Genomic DNA, 22,502 nt, shown 5'->3' on the forward strand with positions numbered 1-22,502 from the left:
CAGTAACTTCGCCTCGTTACATCAAGCGTTGATAGAGATCGCGGTATGACTGCGCCGCAACGTGCCAGCTAAAGTCCATGGACATCGCCTGGCGTTGAACGTAACGCCAAAGCGACGGACGGGACCACAAGACGAAAGCACGCCGAATCGCCCGAAGCAGCGACCAGGCATTACTGTCCTCAAAGACAAACCCGCTGGCGATGCCGTCCGCCAGATTTTCCAGCGAGCTGTCAGACACCGTATCCGCCAGCCCGCCCGTGCGACGCACCAGCGGCAGGGTGCCGTATTTCAGGCCGTAGAGCTGCGTAAGCCCGCAAGGTTCGAAACGGCTCGGCACCAGAATGACGTCCGCGCCGCCCATAATGCGGTGTGAAAACGCTTCGTGATAACCAATCTGTACGCCGACCTGCCCAGGGTGCTCCGCGGCGGCCGCCAGGAAACCTTCCTGCAACACCGGGTCGCCCGCACCGAGCAGCGCCAGTTGCCCTCCCTGCTCCAGTAACCCCGGCAGGGCCTCAAGCACCAGATCCAGCCCTTTCTGGCTGGTCAGGCGGCTGACTACGGCGAACAACGGCACTTTGTCATTCACCTTCAGCCCCATCGCAATCTGCAGCTGGCGTTTATTTTCAGCTTTGTCTTCCACCGAGTCGCGGCCATAGCGTGAGGGCAGCAGAAGATCGGTTTCCGGGCTCCAGATTTTTTCATCAACGCCGTTTAAAATCCCCGACAGACGACCTTCACGGTGACGCTGTTGCAGTAACCCTTCCATGCCGTAGCCAAACTCCGGCTGGGTAATTTCACGCGCATAGGTTGGGCTGACGGCCGTAATGTGATCGGCGTAGTACAGCCCCGCTTTCAGGAACGAGATCTGCCCGTTAAACTCCAGCCCGTGCATGTTATAGAACGACCATGGCAGATCGATGTCATTCATGTGATGGGCGTAGTACATACCCTGATACGCCAGGTTGTGTACGGTAAAGACCGATTTCGCCGGGTGGCCGCGCGCCGCCAGGTAAGCCGGGGCAAGCCCGGCGTGCCAGTCATGCGCGTGCACAATATTCGGACGCCAGAATGGGTCCAGCCCGACCGCCATCTCCGCCCCCACCCAGCCCAGCAGCGCAAAGCGCAGCACGTTGTCGGTATACGCGAACAGGTTCGTATCGTGATACGGGCTTCCCGGTCGGTCGTATAAGTGCGGCGCGTCAATCAGGTAAATTCCAACGCCATTGTAATGTCCAAACAGCAGGGTGATGCGTCCGGCGAAGGTCTCACGGCGGGTCACAACCTGAGCATCAGGAATGCCGCGCCGGATATCCGGAAAGGCGGGCAACAGGACTCGGGTATCCACACCTCCGGCGATTTGCGCCGCGGGTAATGCGCCAAGAACATCCGCCAGACCGCCCGTTTTTAATAACGGGAACATCTCTGAACATACATGTAAAACCTGCATTATCGCTCCTGTTTGACCTGCAGTTTCCGCAGCATTTCCCGTGTGACCAACACGATCCCTTCTTCTGAACGGTAGAAGCGACGTGCGTCCTCCTCCGCGTTTTCTCCTATCACCATGCCCTCAGGAATGACGCAGGCACGGTCGATTACGCAACGGCGGAGACGACATGAGCGCCCCACCCAGACATCCGGCAGCAGAACCGCCGAGTCGATGTTACAGAATGAATTCACGCGCACGCGTGGGAACAGCACCGACTGCACCACGACCGAACCGGAGATAATGCACCCGCCAGAGACCAGCGAATTCAGGGTCATGCCGTGGCTGCCGGAGCGATCCTGCACAAACTTCGCGGGCGGCAGGGACTCCATATGCGTGCGAATCGGCCAGTTCTGGTCATACATATCCAGCTCCGGCGTGACGGACGCCAGGTCCAGGTTCGCCTTCCAGTACGCTTCCAGGGTGCCGACATCGCGCCAGTACGGTTCAGAATTCGGGTCAGACTGTACGCAGGACAACGGGAAGGGATGTGCATACGCCATGCCAGCTTTGGTGATTTTCGGGATAATGTCTTTACCGAAGTCGTGGCTGGAGTTTTCGTCTTTGTCGTCCTCTTCCAGCAGCGCGTAAAGGTAATCGGCATCAAAGACATAGATCCCCATGCTGGCAAGCGATTTGGTGTCATCCCCTGGCATGGTCGGTGGGTTCGCCGGTTTTTCAACGAAGTCGATAATCTTGTCATCTGCATCCACGTGCATCACGCCAAACGCTGTCGCCTCCGCAACGGGCACCGGCAGACACGCCACGGTGCAACGCGCCCCTTTTTCGACGTGGTCGATCAGCATGTGGGAGTAGTCTTGCTTGTAGATATGGTCCCCGGCGAGGATCACGATGTATTCCGCGTTATAGCGGCGAATGATGTCGAGGTTTTGCGTCACCGCATCCGCCGTGCCGCGATACCAGTTTTCACCGTGAACGCGCTGCTGCGCAGGCAGCAGGTCGACAAACTCGTTCATCTCTTCGCTGAAAAAAGACCAGCCGCGCTGAATGTGCTGCACCAGCGTGTGCGACTGATACTGAGTAATAACGCCAATGCGGCGAATGCCGGAATTCAGGCAGTTGGACAGCGCGAAGTCGATAATGCGGAACTTACCACCAAAGTGAACGGCCGGTTTGGCGCGCTTGATGGTCAAATCTTTAAGACGGGTGCCACGCCCGCCTGCGAGTATCAGGGCAACAGTTTTTAATGGTAGCTGGCGTGCCAACATTAAGGGATCGTTCTTCTCTAATCTAACCATGACTAACTCCTTTTTTATCATCTTTGGAATACGCACACTCCGTGCGCAGGCCCGTGCCAGACAGCCATAACAACCGGATTATCCGCTCCGGCAAAGGGGGGAATGGCGCGCCACTCCCCGTCAGGTAAAACAATCTCAGCGACGTCATCCGTCGCATTCAGCGTCACCAGCCACCTGTCCGAAAGCAGGATTTGCAGGCAGGGTACGCCGTGTTGCCACTCTTGCGCGCTCAACGGTTGCGCGTCTTTGTTGAGCCAGCAGACGTTGCCGTCGCCCTCTTCCCACCAGCTGTCGGCGGTGAGGGCGGGGATCTGCTGGCGAAGGTGGATCAGCGCCGCGGTAAAATGGGTTAACCCGCTGTTCGCTTCCCCCCAGTCGAGCCAGGTTAAGGTGTTGTCCTGGCAATAGGCGTTGTTGTTACCGTGCTGGCTGTGGCCGTGTTCATCGCCCGCCAGTAGCATCGGTGTCCCCTGAGACAACAAAAGCGTCGTCAGCAGCGCATGAACGCTGGCGCGTCGCCGCTCAATGATGTCCAGACTTCCGCCTAACCCTTCTATACCATGGTTAAAGCTATGGTTATTGTTAGTCCCATCGCGATTCTCTTCGCCGTTTGCTTCATTGTGTTTCTGATTGAAACAAACGCAGTCGCGCAGCGTAAAACCGTCGTGCGCCGTCACCAGATTGATGGTGGCCGACGGGCGTTTGCCGTCGCGCTTAAAGAGATCGCTCGAACCGGCAAAACGTCCGGCAAATTCCCCCAGCGACAGGCTCCTCTCAAGCCAGAAGCGGCGCATGGCATCGCGATAATGATCGTTCCACTCGGCAAACAGCGGCGGGAAATTTCCCACCTGATAACCGCCTTCGCCAATGTCCCACGGCTCGGCAATCAGCTTCACCTGTGAAAGCACCGGGCAGTTTTTGATCGCCTCAAACAGCGGTGCCTGCTGGCTGAATGCCGGTGTCCGCCCCATCACCGGTGCTAAATCGAAACGAAAACCGTCCACGTGGAAGGTTTCCACCCAGTATTTCAGGCATTCGTATGCGTAATGCGTCACCGCAGGATGGCTGAGATTGAGCGTGTTACCGCAACCGGTCCAGTTGTCGTAATCACCATCCTCCCTGATCCAATAATAGCTACGGTTATCAATTCCGCGCTGCGAGAGCGTCGGGCCGTCGAGATCGCTTTCGGCGCTGTGGTTCAACACCACGTCCAGAATGACCTCAATGCCCGCCGCATGAAGCGCTTTCACCGCATCGCGAAACTCGTCCCGCGCCTTCTCCGGGTGCACCGCATAGCGCGGGTCGAGGGCGAACATCGCCAGCGGGTTGTAGCCCCAGTAGTTACTTAGCCCCAGGCGCTGCAGGCGCGGCTCGCTGGCGAAATGCGCCACCGGCAGCAGTTCCAGCGCAGTGATCCCTAAATGCTTCAGATAGGCCACCATCGTCGGATGCCCAAGCGCCATATAGGTGCCGCGCATCTCTTTCGGGATCGACGGGTGCAGGTACGTCAGCCCTTTCACATGCGCTTCGTAGATAACCGTGTTACCCCACGGCGTGCGCGGCGGGGCATCGTCTTCCCAGTCGTAGAGATCGTTCACCACCACGCTTTTCGGTGCGACGGATGCGCTGTCACGATGATCGGGTTCACCGTAGCCAACGTGGAAAATCGGATCGTCTTTAAACTCGCCGTCCACGCGGTGCGCGCACGGGTCGATCAGCAGCTTCGCCGGGTTAAACCAGTGCCCCTGCGAAGGCTCCCACGGGCCGTGAACGCGAAAACCGTAGTGCATGCCCGGACGCCCTCCGGCCAGGTAACCGTGCCAGATATCCCCTGTACGCGCAGGCAGATCGTAGCGGTGCTCGTTGCCTTCCCCGTCAAACACACAGAGTTCTACCCGCTCCGCGTGCGCGGAAAAGAGCGTGAAATTCACCCCCTTTCCGTCAACACTCGCCCCGAGCGGTTCGGGTTTCCCTGCCGTGAGTTGCGTCATTCTCCCTCCCGCACCAGCCAGATGGTGCCGAGCGGCGGCAGCGTCAGGCTCAGGGAATTCGGACGACCGTGACTTTCGATGGCATCGCTTTGCACCAGCCCACCGTTTCCGGCGTTGCTGCCGTGGTAATGCATGGAGTCGGTATTCAGAATTTCGCGCCATTTACCGGCCTGATTAATGCCGAAACGGTAATGTTCGCGCGGAACAGGCGTGAAATTGCTGGCGACGATAATCTCATTACCGGCCTTATCACGACGCACAAAGACAAACACCGAGCGTTCATGGTCATCCACCACCAGCCACTCAAAGCCGTAAGGGTCGAAATCCAGCTCGTGCAGCGCTTTGTGGTGGCGATAGGTCAGGTTCAGGTCGCGCACCAGACGCTGTACGCCGTGGTGCCAGTTGTCGCCACCCTCCAGCAGATGCCAGTCGAGGCTGGTGTCGTGGTTCCACTCGCGCCCCTGGGCGAACTCATTGCCCATAAACAGCAGCTTCTTACCAGGGAAAGCGAACATCCAGCCGTAGTAGGCGCGCAGGTTGGCGAACTTCTGCCACGCATCACCCGGCATACGATCGAGAATAGATTTCTTGCCGTGAACCACTTCATCGTGGGACAGCGGCAGCATGAAGTTTTCGGTGTAGTTGTAGAGCAGCCCGAAGGTGAGCTTATCGTGGTGGTACTTGCGATGAACCGGATCGAGCTTCATGTAGTCGAGCGTGTCGTGCATCCAGCCGAGGTTCCACTTGTACCAGAACCCCAGGCCACCCGTTGACGGCGGACGGGAGACGCCGGGGAAATCCGTCGACTCTTCCGCCATGGTGACTGCGCCTTCCACCTGCTCACCGAGAATGCGGTTGGTGTTGCGCAGAAACTCTATCGCTTCGAGGTTTTCACGACCGCCAAATTCGTTCGGTATCCACTCCCCTTCTTTACGGCTGTAGTCGCGATAAATCATTGACGCCACCGCGTCGACACGCAGGGCATCAATGCCGAAACGTTCAATCCAGTAGAGGGCGTTCCCCACCAGGTAGTTCGTCACTTCACGGCGACCGTAGTTGTAGATCAGCGTGTTCCAGTCCTGGTGATAGCCTTCGCGCGGGTCGCTGTGCTCGTACAGCTTCGTGCCATCGAAATCGGATAAGCCGAAATCATCGGACGGGAAATGGCCCGGCACCCAGTCGAGGATCACGTTCAGCCCGGCGGCGTGCGCGGCGTTGATGAAATAGCGGAAATCATCGCGCGTGCCAAAGCGCCGCGTCGGGGCATACAGCCCGGTTGGCTGGTAGCCCCAGCTGCCGTCGAACGGATGTTCGTTAACCGGCAGCAACTCAAGATGGGTAAAGCCCATCCATTTGGCATACGGCACCAGTTGATCGGCCAGCTCGCGGTAGCTCAGCCAGAAATTGTTATCGGTGTGGCGACGCCAGGAGCCGAGATGCACCTCATAGACCGAAATCGGGGCATCGAAACGGTTGGCCTGCTTGCGCTCCTCGCTCTGGACAACTTTTTCCGGCAGGCCGCAAATCAGCGAGGCGGTATCCGGGCGCATCTGCGCTTCGAAGGCATACGGATCAGCCTTAATGCGCAGCTTGCCGTTGGCGTCGATCATTTCAAATTTATAGAGCTGACCGTTGTGCGCGCCGGGGATAAACAGCTCCCAGATGCCGGTTTCACGGCGCAGGCGCATGGGATGACGGCGACCATCCCAGTAGTTGAACTGCCCGACCACGGAGACGCGCCGGGCGTTCGGTGCCCATACGGAAAAGCGCGTGCCGGTAATGCCGTCCATCGTATCCGCATGCGCACCCAGCGTTTCATAAGGCCGCAGATGGGTTCCTTCAGACAGCAGCCAGGCATCCATCTCTTTAAGCAGAGGGCCAAAGCTGTAGGGATCGTCAATCAGATTCTGCTGGCCGTGCCAGATAACGGCGAGCTGATAGCGAAAAGGGTTTTTACGACGAGGCATTACGCCCGAGAAGAAGCCACGGGAATCGAGGCATTCCAGATTACCCACCTTGCGGCCGGTTTTAGGTTCAATCACCCAGACTTCTGTGGCATCCGGCAACAGCGCCCGGACTTCCAGTCCAGCCTCTGTACGGTGCATGCCGAGCACCGAAAAGGGGTCAGCAAAATGACCCGCAATAAGCGCATTAATCACGTCTCTATCCACACGATCGGACATGGTATTCATCCTGTTTTTTATGTCGTCCTTTTTTAGCGCCTGGGACGACTTTAATGTGACCTGAACGGGCATCCTCTCAGCCCCGTCCTAACCTCAGGTAAGAAACAAATCTTCCTTAAAGCATAGCCAACGCTCTAAATGACTCCTGATAAAAAATAAGACATACGCGTTTTACTCCATGTAGTACGCAAAAAAAGGGGGTGAAAATCACCCCCGGTATTTAACAAAATATTACGCCAGCTGGCGTAGCATGCGGCGCAGCGGCTCGGCTGCGCCCCACAAGAGCTGGTCGCCGACGGTGAAGGCGGAGAGGTACTCCGGCCCCATATTGAGCTTACGCAGACGGCCAACCGGCGTGGTCAGCGTGCCGGTAACGGCTGCCGGAGTCAGTTCACGCATGGTGATATCGCGATCGTTTGGCACCACTTTCGCCCACGGGTTGTGCGCGGCCAGCAGCTCTTCCACGGTCGGAATAGACACATCTTTTTTCAGTTTAATGGTGAAGGCCTGGCTGTGGCAGCGCAGCGCGCCGATACGCACGCACAGGCCGTCAACCGGAATGGTGTTCGCGGTCGCGAGGATTTTGTTAGTCTCGGCCTGGCCTTTCCACTCTTCGCGGGTCTGGCCGTTATCCAGCTGTTTGTCGATCCACGGGATCAGGCCACCAGCCAGCGGTACACCAAAGTTATCCACCGGCAGCTCGCCGCTGCGGGTCAACTGAGTGACTTTACGTTCGATATCGAGAATGGCGGACGCCGGGTCTGCCAGTTCGGTCGCAACGCTGTGGTGCAACTGGCCCATCTGGGTCAGCAGCTCGCGCATGTGACGCGCGCCGCCGCCGGAAGCCGCCTGATACGTCGCCACGGAAACCCACTCCACCAGATCCTGCGCGAACAGGCCGCCCAGGGACATCAGCATCAGGCTGACGGTGCAGTTGCCGCCGACAAAGGTTTTCACGCCGTTGTTCAGGCCGTCGGTTATCACGTTCTGGTTAACCGGGTCGAGAATGATGATGGCATCGTCTTTCATACGCAGCGAAGAGGCTGCGTCAATCCAGTAGCCCTGCCAGCCGCTTTCACGCAGCTTTGGATAGATTTCGTTGGTATAATCGCCGCCCTGGCACGTAACAATAATGTCGAGTGCCTTCAGCGCTTCCAGATCGTAAGCATCCTGCAACGTGCCGGTGGTGCCGCCGAATGAAGGCGCAGCCTGGCCGAGCTGGGAAGTGGAGAAGAAGACCGGGCGGATGGCGTCGAAATCGCGCTCTTCAACCATGCGTTGCATGAGTACAGAGCCGACCATACCGCGCCAGCCGATAAAACCAACGTTTTTCATAGCATTTTTTCCTGCAGAGGGTGTGTGCTGATTGTGCAAGCCAGTATTGAACTGGGATATGCTTCACATTACAAAATGCTGCCAAAGTCGCAAGCGAAATTAATCGATGATTGCCCGGCAATCAGAAAAAGCGCTAATCATCGAAATAACCACAGTAAGTATCAGGGATAATTTAAGATGAGTGAAATCATTTCCGCAGCGGTTTTATTGATCCTGATTATGGATCCACTCGGAAACCTGCCTATCTTCATGTCGGTGCTGAAGCACACCGAGCCAAAGCGCCGTCGGGCGATCATGATCCGCGAGCTGCTCATCGCCCTGCTGGTGATGTTTATCTTCCTGTTTGCCGGTGAAAAAATCCTCGCCTTCCTGAATCTGCGCGCTGAAACGGTCTCCATTTCCGGCGGGATTATCCTGTTCCTGATTGCCATCAAGATGATTTTCCCAAGCGCCGAAGGCAGCAGCAGCGGCCTGCCCGCGGGTGAGGAGCCGTTTATCGTGCCGCTGGCGATCCCACTGGTCGCCGGGCCGACGATTCTGGCAACGCTGATGCTGCTGTCGCACCAGTATCCGAATCAGATGAGCCATCTGGTGATTGCCCTGCTGATTGCCTGGGGCGGGACGTTTATCATCCTGCTGCAGTCGTCGCTGTTCCTGCGCCTGCTGGGTGAGAAAGGGGTGAACGCCCTGGAGCGTCTGATGGGGTTGATTCTGGTGATGATGGCAACGCAGATGTTCCTGGACGGGATTAGGGCGTGGATGAAAGGCTGAGGATGTAAAAAAGCCGGGTGGCGCTTGCGCTTACCCGGCCTACGGAACCTGAGGTTTTTGTAGGTCGGGTAAGGCGAAGCCGTCACCCGACAAAATACGGTCTCTGCGGCCTGATGCCCTCACCCCAGCCCTCTCCCACAGGGAGAGGGAGAAAACCGGAGTGAGTTGCAGGTCGGGTAAGGCGAAGCCGCCACCCGACAAAATACGGTCTCTGCGGCCTGATGCCCTCACCCAGCCCTCTCCCACAGGGAGAGGGAGAAAACCGGAGTGAGTTGTAGGTCGGGTAAGGCGAAGCCGCCACCCGACACACATACGGCCTCGTTAGCTCAGCAGCGTAAACGCAATCATCCCGACAATCGCACCCGTCGTGCCGAGGATGGTTTCCATCAGCGTCCAGGTTTTCAGGGTTTGCGCTTCGGTCGCGCCGGTAAATTTGCCGAACAGCCAGAAACCCGCGTCGTTAACATGCGATACCACGATCGAACCGCCCGCGATGCAGATAGAGAGCGCCGCCATCTGCGCGCCGGAGTAGTTCAGCTGTTCAATCACCGGCATTACCAGACCCACGGCGGTTAAGCACGCGACGGTCGCGGAGCCCTGAATGATACGCACCGCCGCGGCCAGCACGAAACAGGTGACTGCAATCGGCAGGCCCATTCCGGTCAGTGCTTCGCCCAGCGCCGGACCCACGCCGGAATCGACCAGCACCTGTTTGAACACGCCGCCTGCACCAATCACCAGCAGAATGATGCCCGCAGGCTGCAACGCGTGACCGCAGATCTCCATCACTTTGTCTTTCGGCATGCCCTGACGCATCGCCAGGCCGTAGATCGCCACCAGACATGCGACCAGAATCGCAGTGAACGGGTGGCCGATAAACTCAAACCATTCGTAGGCAGTAGAGCCAACCGGCACAAAACGCGCAGCGATGGTTTTCAGCCCAACGAGCACCAGCGGCAGCAGGATCAATGACAGACTAAAACCGAAGGACGGCATTTTACCTTCGCCCAGATGTGGCTCGGTGATGTCGTCCGGAATGTGCAGCTCAACGTAACGGCTGATGAAATTACCCCACAGCGGACCGGCAATGATCATCCCCGGAACGGCGGCGCACAGGCCAATCAGGATCATCCAGCCAAAGTCAGCGTGCATCTGGGAGGCCAGCAGCATCGGCGCAGGCCCCGGCAGCAGAAACGCCGCAGCCGCCGCCACACCCGCAAACAGCGGAATAACCAGCTTCACCAGGTTGGTGCCGGTATGGCGCGCCATCGAGAACGCCACGCTAATCAGCAGCACAACCGCCACTTCAAAGAACAGCGGCAGCGCACAGATCAGGCCAGCCAGACCAATCGCGTAGTGCGCACGGCTGTGCCCGAAGGATTTCAGCATCTTGACGGCAATCTGATCGACCGCGCCCGTCTCATGCAAAATCTTGCCAAACATCGCGCCCAGCGCGACCACAATCGCCAGGAAACCCAGCGTGCCTCCCATCCCTTTTTCCATGGTCGCTGCGATCTTGTCGAGCGGCATACCGGAAAAGAGACCTGCACCAATAGACACCACCATCAAAGCAACGAAGGCATGCATACGCGCCTTCATCACTAAAAACAGCAGCAGCAAAACAGAGCCAACTGCTGTTAAAACAAGCGTTAATGTACTCAAAACTTACTGCCTTTTATTAATAACCTCGATGGTGCTGGCCACAACACCTTCCAGCGGCTGATCGATATCAACCACTAATACGTCCTGCTCGTCCGCGCCCGGCTCCTGCAACGCCTCGAACTGCGTTACCAGCATCTGAGTTTTAAAGAAGTGGCCTTTACGCGCCTTCAGACGGCTTTCAATGACCTCGAAATCGCCTTTCAGGTAGATGAAAGAGAGATTCGGGTTGCCGTCACGCAGCAGGTCGCGGTAGGTTTTTTTCAGCGCGGAGCAGACGATCAGGGACACTTTGTTGGTGCGCTGCATCGCAAACGCGGCGTCATTCAGCGCCTGCAACCACGGTTTGCGGTCGTCATCGTTCAGCGGCTCGCCGGAGGCCATTTTCATGATGTTGCTGCGCGGATGGAGGAAGTCGCCATCAAGAAACGCCGCATGGAGTTGATGCGCCACTTCGCTGGCGACGGCTGATTTACCGCTACCGGAAACGCCCATCAGGACGTAAACGTGGTGATCATGATTAGTCGTGCTCAAAAGGTGTCCCTCAGTCAATTGTTACGGGTAACAGTTATCGGTAACATTGTCCTGCCGGGGCATAAGAGAAGCAATATCCAAACGTGCGCGAAGTGAATAAGTGTGAGCTACTTCAAATTTGTCGGATTAAATAGATCCACCCGGTGACAAGGTGAAACCTAAATCTAACATTTTAGGGGTAACCACCTCGCCACGAATGCGCGCCAGCAGGCGTTCTGCACCAATGCGGCCCATGCGCTCACGCGGGGTCAGGACGCTCGCCAGACGCGGCTCCATCACCTGGCCAATGTCGTGGCCGTGGAAACCGGCAATCGCCATGTCATCAGGGATCTTCAGCCCCAGACGCTGGCATTCGAACGCGGCACCGACCGCAAGGTCATCGTTGGTACAGAAAATACCGTCCAGTTGCGGATACTCGCGTCGTGCCTGACGCATCAGCTCAATCCCCGACGTGTAGGATGATGACTGCTCAACCATCACGCTGTACGGCGTTAAGTTTGCGTCGAGCATCGCCTGCTCGTATCCCTTCTGTTTGATGATAGTACGTTCATCCAGACGCGCACCCAGGTAGGCTACGTGGCGATGACCACGGGCGATGATTGCCGCCGTCATCTGACGCGCCGCTTCAAAGTTATCAAAGCCCACGGCGATATCGAGGCACGGCGACTGGCTGTCCATCAGCTCCACTACCGGAATACCGGCGACTTCAATCATTTTCAGCGTGCGCGGCGTGTGAGTACGTTCCGTTAAAATCAGGCCGTCGATGTTCCAGGAAAGCATCGATTCAAGACGTTCTTCTTCCAGTTCCGGTTTGTAACCGTAGTGGGCGAGCATGGTCTGATAACCGAACGCATCAGTGACGCTTTCAATACCGCGCAGCACTTCGGCGAAAACCTGGTTGGTCAGGGAAGGAAGCAGGACGCCCACCGCACGGCTGGTCGCATTGGAGAGAATATCGGGTGCGCGGTTGGGGATATAACCCAGTTCATCAAGGGCGGCGGCAATCTTGCCACGCAACGCCACGGAAACCTGTTCCGGGTTACGTAAAAAACGGCTGACCGTCATTTTGGTCACACCGACGCGATCGGCAACATCCTGAAGTACGGGGCGTTTCTTTTTCATCGTCCTGAGAAATCTTGAAGTGAGAGATTTGCTCAGTTTATCACGGACAAAGCTCAACCTTCCCCGTTTAAGGGGAAGGTTGAGAAATTATTTATACTGGTGGCAAATCAAACAGCAGGATTTCGCTTTCGCTGTCGGCATGAACGGACAGCGCCTGCTCATCCCAGACGGCCAGGCCATCGGCGGTGGTGGCTTTGGTGCCGTTGATGGACACCTCACCTTTCACCACCTGAACCCACACGCGGCGGTTAGCGGCAATCTGGTGTACAGACTGTTCGTCTTTCGCCAGCGCCCAGCGGTACAGTTCCATATCCTGATGCACTTTCAGGGAACCTTCACGCGCATCCGGTGAGAGCACCAGCTGTTTGCCCTGTTTCGCGTCGAAGCGGCGCTGCTCGTAGCGTGGCGTGATGCCGGTCTCTTCTGGAATGATCCAGATTTGATACAGGTGCAGTTTTTCCGTTTTGCTCGGGTTGTATTCCGAGTGACGCACACCGGTTCCCGCGCTCATGATCTGGAACTCACCCGCCGGAACCTGCTCTTTGTTGCCCATGCTGTCCTGGTGCTCAACCGCCCCTTCCAGCACATAGGTCAGGATTTCCATGTCTTTGTGCGGGTGAGTGCCGAAGCCCTGGCCTGCATCAATCACATCGTCGTTAATCACGCGCAGTGCGGAGAAGCCCATAAAGTTCGGGTCGTAGTAGTCGGCAAACGAGAATGAATGCCATGAGTCCAGCCAGCCATGATTCGCGTGACCACGTTCGTTTGCTTTGCGTAAGTAGATCATTGTTTTCACCCTCAGTTCGTTTCGATGGAGTAAGTGTGGACGCAAACGCCCAGGGATCATAGAGGGTGAAAATTGACTCCTCTGTTCAAAAATTTAGAACAAGCCCAGAGGAGCCATTTTTACTTATTTCGCGAGGGTTACCGTGGCAGGAGAAGCCTGCTCAAAGGCCCGTTCGAGGATTTCCAGGTTAGTCAGTACGTCAGATTCCTTGACGTAATTCGGCGTGCCGTTGGTGAGGGTTTCAAACAGCGCATCGTAGACGCGGCCATAGTCGCCGGTTTCCGGTTTCAGTTCTTCTCTGACCGTCACACCTTCATCGTTCACATACTCCAGCACGCCCACGGAATCATCCGCCGCAAAGCCCGGCTCGCCCGGCATGATGTTGGCCTTCAGGCTGGTCTCCTGCTGGTCGATGCCGTACTTGATAAACGAGCCTCTGGTACCATGAACGATAAATTTCGGGTAATCGATTTTTACCAGATGGCTGGTTTTGACGATGGCTTTCAGGTCACCGTAAAACAGCTGTGCTTCAAAGGTATCGTCCGGGTTGGCTTTATTGCGCAGGCTGCGGATGTCATACGCCACATGGTCCGGGCGACCAAACAGGGAGATGATCTGGTCCATAGTGTGTACGCCCAAACCATAGAATGAGCCGTCCTGCGGCAGGCCAGGTTGGGTTTCCGCTACCGGGCGGTAGTAGTCGAAATGGCTCTCCATTTCGACGATCTCACCGAGCTTGCCGCTCTCAATCGCCTTTTTCGCCGTCAGGAAGCAGCTGTCAAAGCGACGGTTCTGATACGGCGTGACGGTTAACCCTTTGCTTTTCGCCAGCGCGAACAGCTCTTTCGCTTCGGCGATGGTCGGGGTGAACGGTTTTTCAACCAGCACGTTTTTGCCCGCTTCGAGCGCGCGTTTCGCGTAGTCGAAATGGCTGTCGGCATGAGTACAGACGACGACCAGCTTCACCTGCGGGTCATTTAACACTTCATCAAGATCGCTGGTGAAATGAATGTGCGAATACTGCGGGGACTGCTCTTGGGGCTTCGCGCTGCGGCGGTAGATATGGGCCACATGCCAGGTATCTTTACGGTTGAGAACATACGGAAGGTGATAACGCGTGGTGCTTTTGCCAAATCCAATAAATGCACAATGTAGTGTCATGGCTCAGTCCTTTTGGAAGGTTACTGGGTTTTACCATAGCGCATGTTTTGCCCTCACCCCAGCCCTCTCCCACGGGGAGAGAGAAAAAGGACAAAAAAAAAGCCAGCTAAAAGCTGGCTAAAATAATACTGGAAGCAATGTGAGCAATGTCGTGCTTTCAGGTTCCCGTAACGGTCTTCCTGAACGCAGAGCAATAATAATCATTCTCATTCGCACTTGTCCAACACTTTTTGCAAAAAATAGCAGTTGACGCAAATTTTAAAGTCAATGATGTTGGAAGGGATTTTTAACTGACAGAGGATGAAGGAATGAGTGAAATAGTGATACGCCACGCGGAACCGAAAGATTACGACGCCATTCGTCAGATCCACGCCCAGCCGGAGGTGTATCACAACACGCTACAGGTTCCCCATCCTTCAATGGAAATGTGGCAAATGCGGCTAGGCGAGCAGCCGGGCATTAAGCAGCTGGTTGCCTGCATTGATGATATCGTGGTCGGCCACCTCACCATTGACGTCGCCCAGCGACCGCGCCGCAGCCACGTTGCCGATTTCGGTATCTGCGTAGGCGCACAATGGCATAACCGCGGCGTGGCCAGCGCGTTGATTCGCACCATGATCGACATGTGCGACAACTGGCTGCGCGTCGACCGTATTGAGCTGACAGTGTTTGTCGATAACGCACCAGCGATTGCGGTGTATAAAAAGCACGGGTTTGAGATTGAAGGCACCGGCAAGCGCTACGCACTGCGTAACGGCGAGTATGTGGATGCGTATTATATGGCGCGTATGAAATAGTTTGTTGCCGGGTGGCGGCTTCGCCTTACCCGGCCTACGTTCATGCCGTTGCAGGCCCGGTAAGCGCAGCACCACCGGGCAACAAAATCAATATCCCGCCGTTAAATCATCCACCGAACGCGGATCGGACGCCCCGAACAGCGCACCGTCCGGCCCGACCATAATGCTCTGGGTGCTGCCCATCGCCTCTTTCACCGCCACCTTCTGCCCGCGCTGCTCCAGCAGTTTGATCGTGTCCGGGCTAAAGCCTTTCTCGACGCGCAATTCATCCGGCAGCCACTGGTGGTGGAAACGCGGTGCATTGGTCGCTTCGGCGACGTTCATTCCAAAATCGATGCTGTTCACCACCATTTGCAGCACAGTAGTGATAATTCGGCTCCCGCCAGGGCTCCCGGTCACCAGCCAGGTTTTGCCGTCTTTCACCACGATGGTAGGGGACATGGACGACAGCGGACGCTTCTTCGGCCCGACGGCATTCGCATCGCCGCCGACCAGCCCGTAGACGTTTGGTACACCTGGTTTGGCCGAAAAGTCATCCATTTCGTTGTTCAGCAAAATGCCGCTGTTGCCCGCGACAATCCCGGTGCCGAAGGTAGTATTCAGCGTGTAGGTCACCGCCACCGCATTCCCGTCTTTATCCACCACAGAGAAATGCGTGGTCTGGTTACTTTCATACGGGGCCAGCTTGCCGGGGCGGATCTCGCTGGACGGTTTGGCCTTGTTGATGTCGATCTCATCGGCAATCGATTTGGCATAGGCCTTGTTGGTCAACGCCTGCCACGGCACCTTCACGAAATCCGGGTCGCCAAGGTATTCCGAGCGGTCGGCATAGGCGCGTTTTTCCGCTTCTGCCATCACCTGCATCGCATCCGCGCTGCCGAAGCCGAACTTGTGCATATCGAAGTTTTCAAGAATGTTGAGGATCTGCACGATGTGAATGCCGCCGGAAGACGGTGGCGGCATGGAGAAGACCTCGTAGCCGCGGTAGGTGCCGCTAATCGGCTCGCGCTCCACCGCCTTGTACTCGGCCAGATCCGCTTTGGTGATAAGCCCGCCGTTCTTTTGCATCTCGTCGGCAATCTGATCGGCAATCGCCCCCTTATAGAAGGCATCCGGGCCGTTTTCGGCAATCAACTCCAGGCTTTTCGCAAGGTTCTTCTGCACCAGCTTGTCGCCCTTCTTCAACGGTTCGCCCTCTTTCCAGAAGATCGCCTTGCTGTTTTCATGATTGGGAATGACTTCACTGCCGTAGGTTTTGAGATCGTCGGCCAGCGCGTCGTTCACCACAAAGCCATCCCGCGCAAGTTTGATGGCAGGCTGCACCACTTTGTTCAACGGCATCGTGCCGTATTTCTCCAGCGCCAGCGAGAAGCCCGCAACGGTGCCCGGCGTACCGGACGCCAGATGCGAGGTCAGGGATTTTTTGCTGTCCGGGTTCCCCTGCTCGTCGAGGAACATATCGCGGGAAGCCTGACCAGGAGCCATTTCGCGGAAATCGATGGCTGTGGTTTTACCGTCTTTGGTACGCAGCATCATAAAGCCGCCGCCGCCGAGGTTACCCGCCTGCGGGTGCGTCACCGCCAGCGCGTATCCCACTGCGACCGCCGCATCCACCGCGTTACCACCCTGCTTGAGAATATCGACGCCCACCTGCGTCGCAAGCGCATCCACTGACGCCACCATGCCATGCGTCGCCCGCACGGGATGAAAAACATCTTCCTCCACGCCGTAGGACACTGGTGGAGCCGCGGGCGGGTTGGCCGCCACGCTAAATGTGCCGCCTGCCATCAACGCGGCGATCGCTACCCAGCGCAAAAACGTTGGTTTCATCATTATTGTTCTCCAGGTGAAGGGGCCCATATTCCCCGCTTAAGCCTGGTTCACAACTCCTAAAAAATCATCGTTATGGTTGAATCAGGGTAAACTTAAGAGAAGCCTCAAAAGGAGGAGATGACAATGAAACGCTTACTGATTCTTACGGCGCTGATCCCGTTTGCCGCGCTCGCACAGCCACTCAACACCATGAACAACCCTAACCAGCAGGGTTACGTCATTCCGAGCCAGCAGCGCATGCAGACGGAGATGATGAGCCAGCAGCAACAGCAGAAAGGGATGCTGAACCAGCAACTGAGAACACAGACGCAGGTACAGCAACAAAGCCTGCAAAACCAGATGAACGCCAATACGCAGCGCATCCAGCAGGGTCAGGTGCGTGAACAGCCGCTGCAGAATAAAAACGGCGGGATGCTGAGCGGTGGTAGCACGTTAAACAGCGGTCAGCAGCATATGCTGCCGTCGCAGTCTAACGGCAGTATGCTTAATAATCCGCAGAACTAAAGTTTGGGCCGATCCGGTCAATCGCATCGGTACAAATGCTGTCCACGCCCCAGCGCAGCAGCTCGGCCGCACGCTGGGGTTTGTTAACGGTATAGACCAGAATGTGCAGCCCCGCGTCTTTAAGCATTTTCACTCGTGCTTCATCCAGCAGCTTGTGATTCAGGTGGATCGACACGCAGGCTAAGCGGGTCGTCAGCGCGCGCCAGTCTTCACGCCACTCGTCCAGCAGCAGCCCACGCGGTAGCTCCGGCACAGCAGCCTGCGCGGCCTCCAGCGCGTCGATGTCAAATGACGACAGCAGCGGCGCGGTCATGCCTTCCCACAGTTCACGCGCGGCCAGCGCAATCACCTTACCCGTTAACGGCCCGGTGCCGGTGGTCGGTTTGATTTCAATGTTGGCCATCATCCCGTGATGACGACAACGGTCCGCCACGTCCGCCAGCAGCGGCAGCGGTTCGCCTTTGAATTCGCCGCTGTACCAGCTTCCGGCATCCACCTTCAGCAGGTCGCGCCAAGGTAGCTCACCCGCCACGCCCCAGCCGTTGCTGGTGCGCTCGAGATTATCGTCGTGGAGCAGAAAAATTTCGCCGTCTTTCGACAGCTTGGCGTCGAACTCGATCATCGTGTGGCCGTAACGCGCGCCAACATCAATCGCCGCCAGGGTGTTTTCCGGTGCCAGTTTACCGCCGCCACGGTGGGCGACGATGTGGGGATAAGGCCAGTTGCTCATACTCGTTGTCCTGTTTCACCGTCAAATAAGTGCAGGTGATTTTCCGGCAGATGCAGCCACAGCGTGCTGCCCGCTTTAGGGCGCTCCTGATGCGCCAGTCGCACCACCATTTTTTGCTCGCCCCAGCGTCCATGCGCCAGATTATCAGCGCCCAGCATCTCCAGCGTGTCCATCACCAGCGGCACGCCGCCGTCCGCCTGAGAGGTTAAAGCAATATGTTCCGGGCGGATACCGAGCGTCATCTTACGCCCGGCGTAGCCACGATAGTACCAGTTGATCGGTAATGCCATCCCGCTTTCCAGCTCAAAGTGGGTGCCCGCGCTGCTGATGCGCCCTTCCAGCAGGTTCATTGCCGGGCTGCCGATAAAGCTCGCCACAAAGCGGCTGGCCGGTTTTTCGTACACTTCCACCGGGGTGCCAATCTGCTCGGCGATGCCTTTGTTCATTACCATCACGCGCTGGGCGAGAGTCATGGCCTCGACCTGATCGTGCGTGACGTACAGCGAGGTGGTTTTCAGACGACGATGCAGCTGCTGCAGCTCAAGGCGCATCTGCACGCGCAGCTTGGCGTCGAGGTTAGAGAGCGGCTCATCGAACAGGAATACGGCCGGGTCGCGCACGATGGCGCGCCCCATCGCCACGCGCTGGCGCTGACCGCCGGAAAGCTCTCGCGGGCGGCGCTTGAGCAGGCCGTCCAGCTCCAGTATGCGCGCGGCCTCTTTCACGCGCTCGTCGATATGACCTTTGCCCATGCCGCGGATTTTCAGCCCCCAGGCCATGTTCTCTTCCACGCTCATGTGCGGATAGAGGGCATAGTTCTGGAACACCATCGCGATGCCTCTGTCTTTCGGCTCCATCTCGGTGACGCGCTGGCGGTCAATCCAGATATCCCCGGAGGTGACGCGCTCAAGCCCCGCCACCATGCGCAGCAGCGTTGACTTGCCGCAGCCGGACGGACCGACCATCACGATAAACTCTCCGTCCGCCACGTCGAGCGTTAATGGCTGAATGACCTGGGTTTTGCCATCCCAGCTTTTGGTGACTGCCTGTAATTTTAAGCCTGCCATCTTATTTCTCACTGTCCACTAAACCACGCACAAACGCACGCTGCATGGCTAAAACGATAACGACCGGGGGGATAAGGGTCAGCAGCATCGCCGCCATCACCTGGTTCCAGAGGGTGGTGCCTTCGCCAGTGGCGATCATGCCTTTGATGCCCGCCACGGCGGTGCCGAGGTTGACGTCCTGAATAATCAGCAGCGGCCACAGATACTGGTTCCAGCCGTAGATAAAGGTGATCACAAACAGCGCCGCGAGGTTGGTTTTCGACAGCGGCAGTACAATGTCGCGGAAGAAACGCATCGGCGACGCGCCGTCGATACGCGCGGCTTCAATCAGTTCGTCCGGCAGGGTCATAAAGAACTGGCGGAACAGAAAGGTGGCGGTCGCCGAGGCCATCAGCGGCAGGGTTAAGCCCGCGTAGCTGTCGAGCATCCTGAGGTTGGCGATCACTTCTACCGTCGGGAAAATACGCACCTCCACCGGCAGCATCAGGGTGATGAAGATCATCCAGAAGAAGAGGTTACGCAGCGGAAAGCGGAACCAGACGATGGCAAACGCCGAGAGCATCGACACCGTGATTTTGCCCACGGTGATGCCAAACGCCATGATGAAGCTGTTGAGCATCATCAGCCAGAACGGTGCGCTGTTGGCCCCCACGCCCTGGGTCCAGATGGTCTTCATGTTCTCGAAAAGGTGCCCGCCGGGGATCAGCGTCATCGGCGTGTCGAATACCGCTTTGGTGTCCAGCGTGGCGGCCACAAAGGCCACGTACAGCGGGAACAGGATGACGATGATGCCCAGAATCAGCATGGTATGGCTGAAAATCGTCAGCCCGCGACGGTTCTCAATCATTGGTAGCGCACCTTACTTTCAACATAGCGGAACTGCACCACCGTGAGGATGATGACGAGGAACATCAGCACGACCGACTGCGCGGCCGAAGCCGAGAGGTCCAGCCCCGCAAAACCTTCGCGGTAGATCTTATAAATCAGCGTTGTCGTTGCCTGTACCGGGCCGCCTGCGGTGGCCGCGTCGATCACCGGGAAGGTGTCGAAGAAGGCGTACACCAGGTTGACCACCAGCAGGAAGAAACTCACCGGAGCGATCAGCGGCAGCGATAATCGGAAGAAACGACGAATGGGACCTGCGCCGTCAATCGCGGCGGCTTCCACCAGCGAGCGCGGGATGGACTGCAACGCGGCAAAGAAGAACAGGAAGTTGTAGCTGATCTGCTTCCACACCGAGGCGAACACCACCAGGAACATCGCCTGGCCGCTGTTCTGGGCGTGGTTCCAGTCATAACCAAATTCTGCCAGGAAATGGGTGATCAGCCCGCGACCAGGGTTAAACAGGAAGATCCACAGTACGGCGGCCACGGCGGGGGCCACGGCGTAGGGCAGCAGCATCAGCGTCTGATACAGACGGCTGCCGCGCACCACGTAATCCACCAGCGCGGCGAAAAACAACGACGCGACAAGGCCGCTGACGGTGACGAGCGCGCTGAACTTCATCGTCGTCCAGAAGGAGTCCAGATAGTAGCTGTCATGGAACAACGCGGTGAAATTGTCCAGCCCGACAAACTGGCTGGAAAGCCCGAACGGATCGACGCTTTGCACCGAGTACCACAGCGCTTCGCCCGCAGGCCAGATAAAGAAGATAACGGTGATGACCAGTTGCGGCGCGACCAGCAGGTACGGCAGCCAGCGGGAACGGAACACCGGACGGGATGATGACATTGAGATTTGGTTCCTGAACAATGCCGGGTGGCGGCTACGCCTTACCCGGCCTGGATGTGGCACGTCGTAGGCCCGGATCGCTACGCGCCACCGGGCAAATCACAGATTACGATTTGGTCGACTGCTCAAAGCGGCGCAGCAGCTGATTCCCGCGCTCTACCGCAGAGTCCAGCGCCTGCTGAGGCGTCTTCTTACCGGTCCACACGCTCTCTAACTCTTCATCCACGATGGTGCGGATCTGCGGCATGTTGCCGAGACGCAGGCCTTTGGTGAACGGCAACGGCGGCTTGTTCAGCATCTGGCGCGTGGCGATATCGGCTCCTGGGTTTTTGCTGTAGAAGCCCTGCTCACGGGTCAGGTCATACGCAGCTTTGGTGATCGGCAGATAGCCGGTCTTCTGGTGCCATTCGGCGGCATTTTCCGGCTTCGCCAGGAAGTCGAGGAACTCGGCCACGCCTTTGTAGGTGCCGTTGTCTTTGCCCTGCATCACCCACAGGCTCGCCCCGCCGATGATGGCGTTCTGCGGCGCGCCTTTCACGTCAGCGTCGTATGGCATCATGCCCACGCCGTAGTTGAATTTAGCGTAGTGGCGGATGTCTGCCAGCGAGCCGGAAGAGGCGGTGGTAATGGCGCAGTCGCCGTTGTAGAACTTCTCGGTGGATTCGTCTTTACGGCCAAAGTAGCTGAAGTCGCCCTTCTTGTTCAGATCGGCAAGCAGCGCGATGTGCTTCACCTGCTCTGGCTTGTTGAACTCCAGCACGGCATCCGTACCGTCGAAGCCGTTGTTTTTGGTGGCGACCGGCAGACCGTGCCAGGCGCTGAAGTTTTCAATCTGAATCCAGCCCTGCCAGCCGCTGGCGTAGCCGCACTTCATCCCCGCCGCTTTCAGCTTCGCGGTGTACTCCGCCAGATCCTGCCAGGTTTTTGGCGGCTGCTCCGGGTCTAAACCGGCTTTTTTGAAGGCGTCTTTGTTGTAGTACAGCACCGGCGTGGAGCTGTTAAACGGCTGCGACAGCATATGGCCGGTTTTAGAGTCGGTGTAGTAACCGGAGACGGTCGGCACGAACTGGGATTCGTCGAAGTTAATGCCTGCGTCTTTGAACACTTCGTAGACCGGTTTGATGGCTTTAGAGGCCATCATGGTGGCGGTGCCCACTTCATAAACCTGCAGAATGGCAGGTGCGTTACCGGTACGGAAGGCGGCGATACCCGCGCTCAGGCTCTGTTCGTAGTTGCCTTTGTACACCGGCACAATTTTGTAATCCGGGTGGGCGTCGTTGAAACGTTGCGCCAGGGAGTCAACCTCTTTACCCAACTCCCCTTCCATGGAATGCCAGAACGGAATGGTGGTGACAGCCATTGCGTTCGTCGCAAAAGCCAGACCGATTGCCAGACCCAAAGCTGTATGTCGTAACGATGTCATTGTCATCTCTCTTATTGTGCCGGATGCGCGATATCACGCGTTTTGTGCTCGCGAGGTAACATGACATGCTCGAATGACAGAAAAATAACTGTTTGTTTACAGATAAGTGACAACAAAGCGTCAGGGGGA

Annotated in this window: 19 protein-coding genes; 3 read left to right on the top strand and 16 right to left on the bottom strand. The window is 57.2% G+C overall.

The features are described 5' to 3' along the window. Positions 1–16: 16 nt before the first annotated feature. The 5 genes from glgA to asd form a co-directional block, all read right to left on the bottom strand. Positions 17–1,450, bottom strand: coding sequence for a glycogen synthase GlgA (gene glgA, locus EoCCA6_RS10280; RefSeq protein WP_152082565.1), 1,434 nt, complete (start codon positions 1,448–1,450; stop codon positions 17–19). Continuing rightward, complete coding sequence (gene glgC / locus EoCCA6_RS10285) at positions 1,450–2,745, bottom strand: glucose-1-phosphate adenylyltransferase (protein ID WP_152082566.1); 1,296 nt, start codon at positions 2,743–2,745, stop codon at positions 1,450–1,452. Before glgC ends, glgA begins: the two co-directional genes overlap by 1 nt. A gap of 17 nt (positions 2,746–2,762) precedes the next feature. Beyond that, positions 2,763–4,736, bottom strand: coding sequence for a glycogen debranching protein GlgX (gene glgX / locus EoCCA6_RS10290; protein ID WP_152082567.1), 1,974 nt, complete (start codon positions 4,734–4,736; stop codon positions 2,763–2,765). Next, entirely contained in the window at positions 4,733–6,919 is a 2,187-nt protein-coding gene (glgB, locus tag EoCCA6_RS10295) for a 1,4-alpha-glucan branching enzyme (RefSeq protein ID WP_152082568.1), read from the bottom strand. The genes glgX and glgB overlap by 4 nt, the downstream gene beginning before the upstream one ends. Positions 6,920–7,150: 231 nt before the next feature. Then, on the bottom strand, positions 7,151–8,254 hold the full coding sequence (gene asd, locus EoCCA6_RS10300) for an aspartate-semialdehyde dehydrogenase (RefSeq protein WP_152082569.1): 1,104 nt from the start codon (positions 8,252–8,254) through the stop codon (positions 7,151–7,153). Positions 8,255–8,431: 177 nt separating this feature from the next. Here asd and yhgN point away from each other — a divergent pair, with 177 nt between their 5' ends. Then, positions 8,432–9,025 (top strand): NAAT family transporter YhgN, encoded by a 594-nt coding sequence (yhgN, locus tag EoCCA6_RS10305; protein WP_003861574.1) that lies wholly within the window; start codon positions 8,432–8,434, stop codon positions 9,023–9,025. A 321-nt stretch (positions 9,026–9,346) separates the two neighbouring features. Here the strand turns inward: yhgN and gntU are convergent, their stop codons facing one another. The 5 genes from gntU to EoCCA6_RS10330 form a co-directional block, all read right to left on the bottom strand. Further along, positions 9,347–10,687 carry a gluconate transporter gene (gene gntU, locus EoCCA6_RS10310; RefSeq protein WP_152082570.1) on the bottom strand — a complete coding sequence of 447 codons (1,341 nt, stop codon included), beginning with the start codon at positions 10,685–10,687 and terminating at the stop codon, positions 9,347–9,349. A gap of 3 nt (positions 10,688–10,690) precedes the next feature. After that, positions 10,691–11,218, bottom strand: a complete 528-nt coding sequence (gene gntK, locus EoCCA6_RS10315; RefSeq protein ID WP_152082571.1) for a gluconokinase — start codon at positions 11,216–11,218, stop codon at positions 10,691–10,693. 126 nt (positions 11,219–11,344) lie between these two features. After that, positions 11,345–12,340, bottom strand: coding sequence for a gluconate operon transcriptional repressor GntR (gene gntR / locus EoCCA6_RS10320; RefSeq protein ID WP_152082572.1), 996 nt, complete (start codon positions 12,338–12,340; stop codon positions 11,345–11,347). 91 nt (positions 12,341–12,431) lie between these two features. Then, positions 12,432–13,127, bottom strand: a complete 696-nt coding sequence (locus tag EoCCA6_RS10325) for a pirin family protein (RefSeq protein WP_152082573.1) — start codon at positions 13,125–13,127, stop codon at positions 12,432–12,434. Positions 13,128–13,250: 123 nt separating this feature from the next. Beyond that, positions 13,251–14,288: an oxidoreductase gene (locus tag EoCCA6_RS10330; RefSeq protein WP_152082574.1), complete on the bottom strand. Its 1,038-nt coding sequence runs from the start codon at positions 14,286–14,288 to the stop codon at positions 13,251–13,253. Positions 14,289–14,596: 308 nt separating this feature from the next. On the opposite strand from EoCCA6_RS10330, the gene yhhY reads away from it, so the two are divergent. After that, on the top strand, positions 14,597–15,085 hold the full coding sequence (gene yhhY / locus EoCCA6_RS10335) for an N-acetyltransferase (protein WP_152082575.1): 489 nt from the start codon (positions 14,597–14,599) through the stop codon (positions 15,083–15,085). An 87-nt stretch (positions 15,086–15,172) separates the two neighbouring features. Here yhhY and ggt read toward each other — a convergent pair whose 3' ends face one another. Beyond that, positions 15,173–16,918 (bottom strand): gamma-glutamyltransferase, encoded by a 1,746-nt coding sequence (gene ggt / locus EoCCA6_RS10340; protein WP_174779596.1) that lies wholly within the window; start codon positions 16,916–16,918, stop codon positions 15,173–15,175. Between the two features lie 123 nt (positions 16,919–17,041). Between ggt and EoCCA6_RS10345 the strand changes: the two genes are divergently transcribed. Next, the gene (locus EoCCA6_RS10345) at positions 17,042–17,422 is read left to right on the top strand and encodes a DUF2756 family protein (protein ID WP_152082576.1); all 381 of its coding nucleotides are present in this window, start codon (positions 17,042–17,044) and stop codon (positions 17,420–17,422) included. On the opposite strand, the gene ugpQ is transcribed toward EoCCA6_RS10345, so the two are convergent. The 5 genes from ugpQ to ugpB form a co-directional block, all read right to left on the bottom strand. Next, on the bottom strand, positions 17,403–18,152 hold the full coding sequence (gene ugpQ, locus EoCCA6_RS10350) for a glycerophosphodiester phosphodiesterase (protein ID WP_152082577.1): 750 nt from the start codon (positions 18,150–18,152) through the stop codon (positions 17,403–17,405). The two genes, EoCCA6_RS10345 and ugpQ, sit on opposite strands and share 20 nt — an antisense overlap. Then, complete coding sequence (locus EoCCA6_RS10355) at positions 18,149–19,219, bottom strand: sn-glycerol-3-phosphate import ATP-binding protein UgpC (RefSeq protein WP_152082578.1); 1,071 nt, start codon at positions 19,217–19,219, stop codon at positions 18,149–18,151. Before EoCCA6_RS10355 ends, ugpQ begins: the two co-directional genes overlap by 4 nt. 1 nt (position 19,220) lies before the next feature. Then, positions 19,221–20,066, bottom strand: coding sequence for a sn-glycerol-3-phosphate ABC transporter permease UgpE (gene ugpE / locus EoCCA6_RS10360; RefSeq protein ID WP_152082579.1), 846 nt, complete (start codon positions 20,064–20,066; stop codon positions 19,221–19,223). After that, positions 20,063–20,950: a sn-glycerol-3-phosphate ABC transporter permease UgpA gene (ugpA, locus tag EoCCA6_RS10365; RefSeq protein WP_023618241.1), complete on the bottom strand. Its 888-nt coding sequence runs from the start codon at positions 20,948–20,950 to the stop codon at positions 20,063–20,065. The genes ugpE and ugpA overlap by 4 nt, the downstream gene beginning before the upstream one ends. A 106-nt stretch (positions 20,951–21,056) precedes the next feature. Next, positions 21,057–22,373, bottom strand: coding sequence for a sn-glycerol-3-phosphate ABC transporter substrate-binding protein UgpB (gene ugpB / locus EoCCA6_RS10370; protein WP_152082580.1), 1,317 nt, complete (start codon positions 22,371–22,373; stop codon positions 21,057–21,059). Positions 22,374–22,502: the final 129 nt, after the last annotated feature.

The organism is Enterobacter oligotrophicus (assembly GCF_009176645.1).
Lineage (GTDB): Bacteria > Pseudomonadota > Gammaproteobacteria > Enterobacterales > Enterobacteriaceae > Enterobacter > Enterobacter oligotrophicus.

What these genes read in the sequence shown, in the direction of transcription:
- glgC (WP_152082566.1), bottom strand. Translation starts at nt 2,745, where the DNA reads ATGGTTAGATTAGAGAAGAACGATCCCTTAATGTTGGCACGCCAGCTA.
- yhhY (WP_152082575.1), top strand. Translation starts at nt 14,597, where the DNA reads ATGAGTGAAATAGTGATACGCCACGCGGAACCGAAAGATTACGACGCC.
- EoCCA6_RS10325 (WP_152082573.1), bottom strand. Translation starts at nt 13,127, where the DNA reads ATGATCTACTTACGCAAAGCAAACGAACGTGGTCACGCGAATCATGGC.
- EoCCA6_RS10330 (WP_152082574.1), bottom strand. Translation starts at nt 14,288, where the DNA reads ATGACACTACATTGTGCATTTATTGGATTTGGCAAAAGCACCACGCGT.
- ugpQ (WP_152082577.1), bottom strand. Translation starts at nt 18,152, where the DNA reads ATGAGCAACTGGCCTTATCCCCACATCGTCGCCCACCGTGGCGGCGGT.
- ugpA (WP_023618241.1), bottom strand. Translation starts at nt 20,950, where the DNA reads ATGTCATCATCCCGTCCGGTGTTCCGTTCCCGCTGGCTGCCGTACCTG.
- glgX (WP_152082567.1), bottom strand. Translation starts at nt 4,736, where the DNA reads ATGACGCAACTCACGGCAGGGAAACCCGAACCGCTCGGGGCGAGTGTT.
- ggt (WP_174779596.1), bottom strand. Translation starts at nt 16,918, where the DNA reads ATGATGAAACCAACGTTTTTGCGCTGGGTAGCGATCGCCGCGTTGATG.
- ugpE (WP_152082579.1), bottom strand. Translation starts at nt 20,066, where the DNA reads ATGATTGAGAACCGTCGCGGGCTGACGATTTTCAGCCATACCATGCTG.
- ugpB (WP_152082580.1), bottom strand. Translation starts at nt 22,373, where the DNA reads ATGACATCGTTACGACATACAGCTTTGGGTCTGGCAATCGGTCTGGCT.
- glgA (WP_152082565.1), bottom strand. Translation starts at nt 1,450, where the DNA reads ATGCAGGTTTTACATGTATGTTCAGAGATGTTCCCGTTATTAAAAACG.
- gntR (WP_152082572.1), bottom strand. Translation starts at nt 12,340, where the DNA reads ATGAAAAAGAAACGCCCCGTACTTCAGGATGTTGCCGATCGCGTCGGT.
- asd (WP_152082569.1), bottom strand. Translation starts at nt 8,254, where the DNA reads ATGAAAAACGTTGGTTTTATCGGCTGGCGCGGTATGGTCGGCTCTGTA.
- glgB (WP_152082568.1), bottom strand. Translation starts at nt 6,919, where the DNA reads ATGTCCGATCGTGTGGATAGAGACGTGATTAATGCGCTTATTGCGGGT.
- EoCCA6_RS10355 (WP_152082578.1), bottom strand. Translation starts at nt 19,219, where the DNA reads ATGGCAGGCTTAAAATTACAGGCAGTCACCAAAAGCTGGGATGGCAAA.
- EoCCA6_RS10345 (WP_152082576.1), top strand. Translation starts at nt 17,042, where the DNA reads ATGAAACGCTTACTGATTCTTACGGCGCTGATCCCGTTTGCCGCGCTC.
- yhgN (WP_003861574.1), top strand. Translation starts at nt 8,432, where the DNA reads ATGAGTGAAATCATTTCCGCAGCGGTTTTATTGATCCTGATTATGGAT.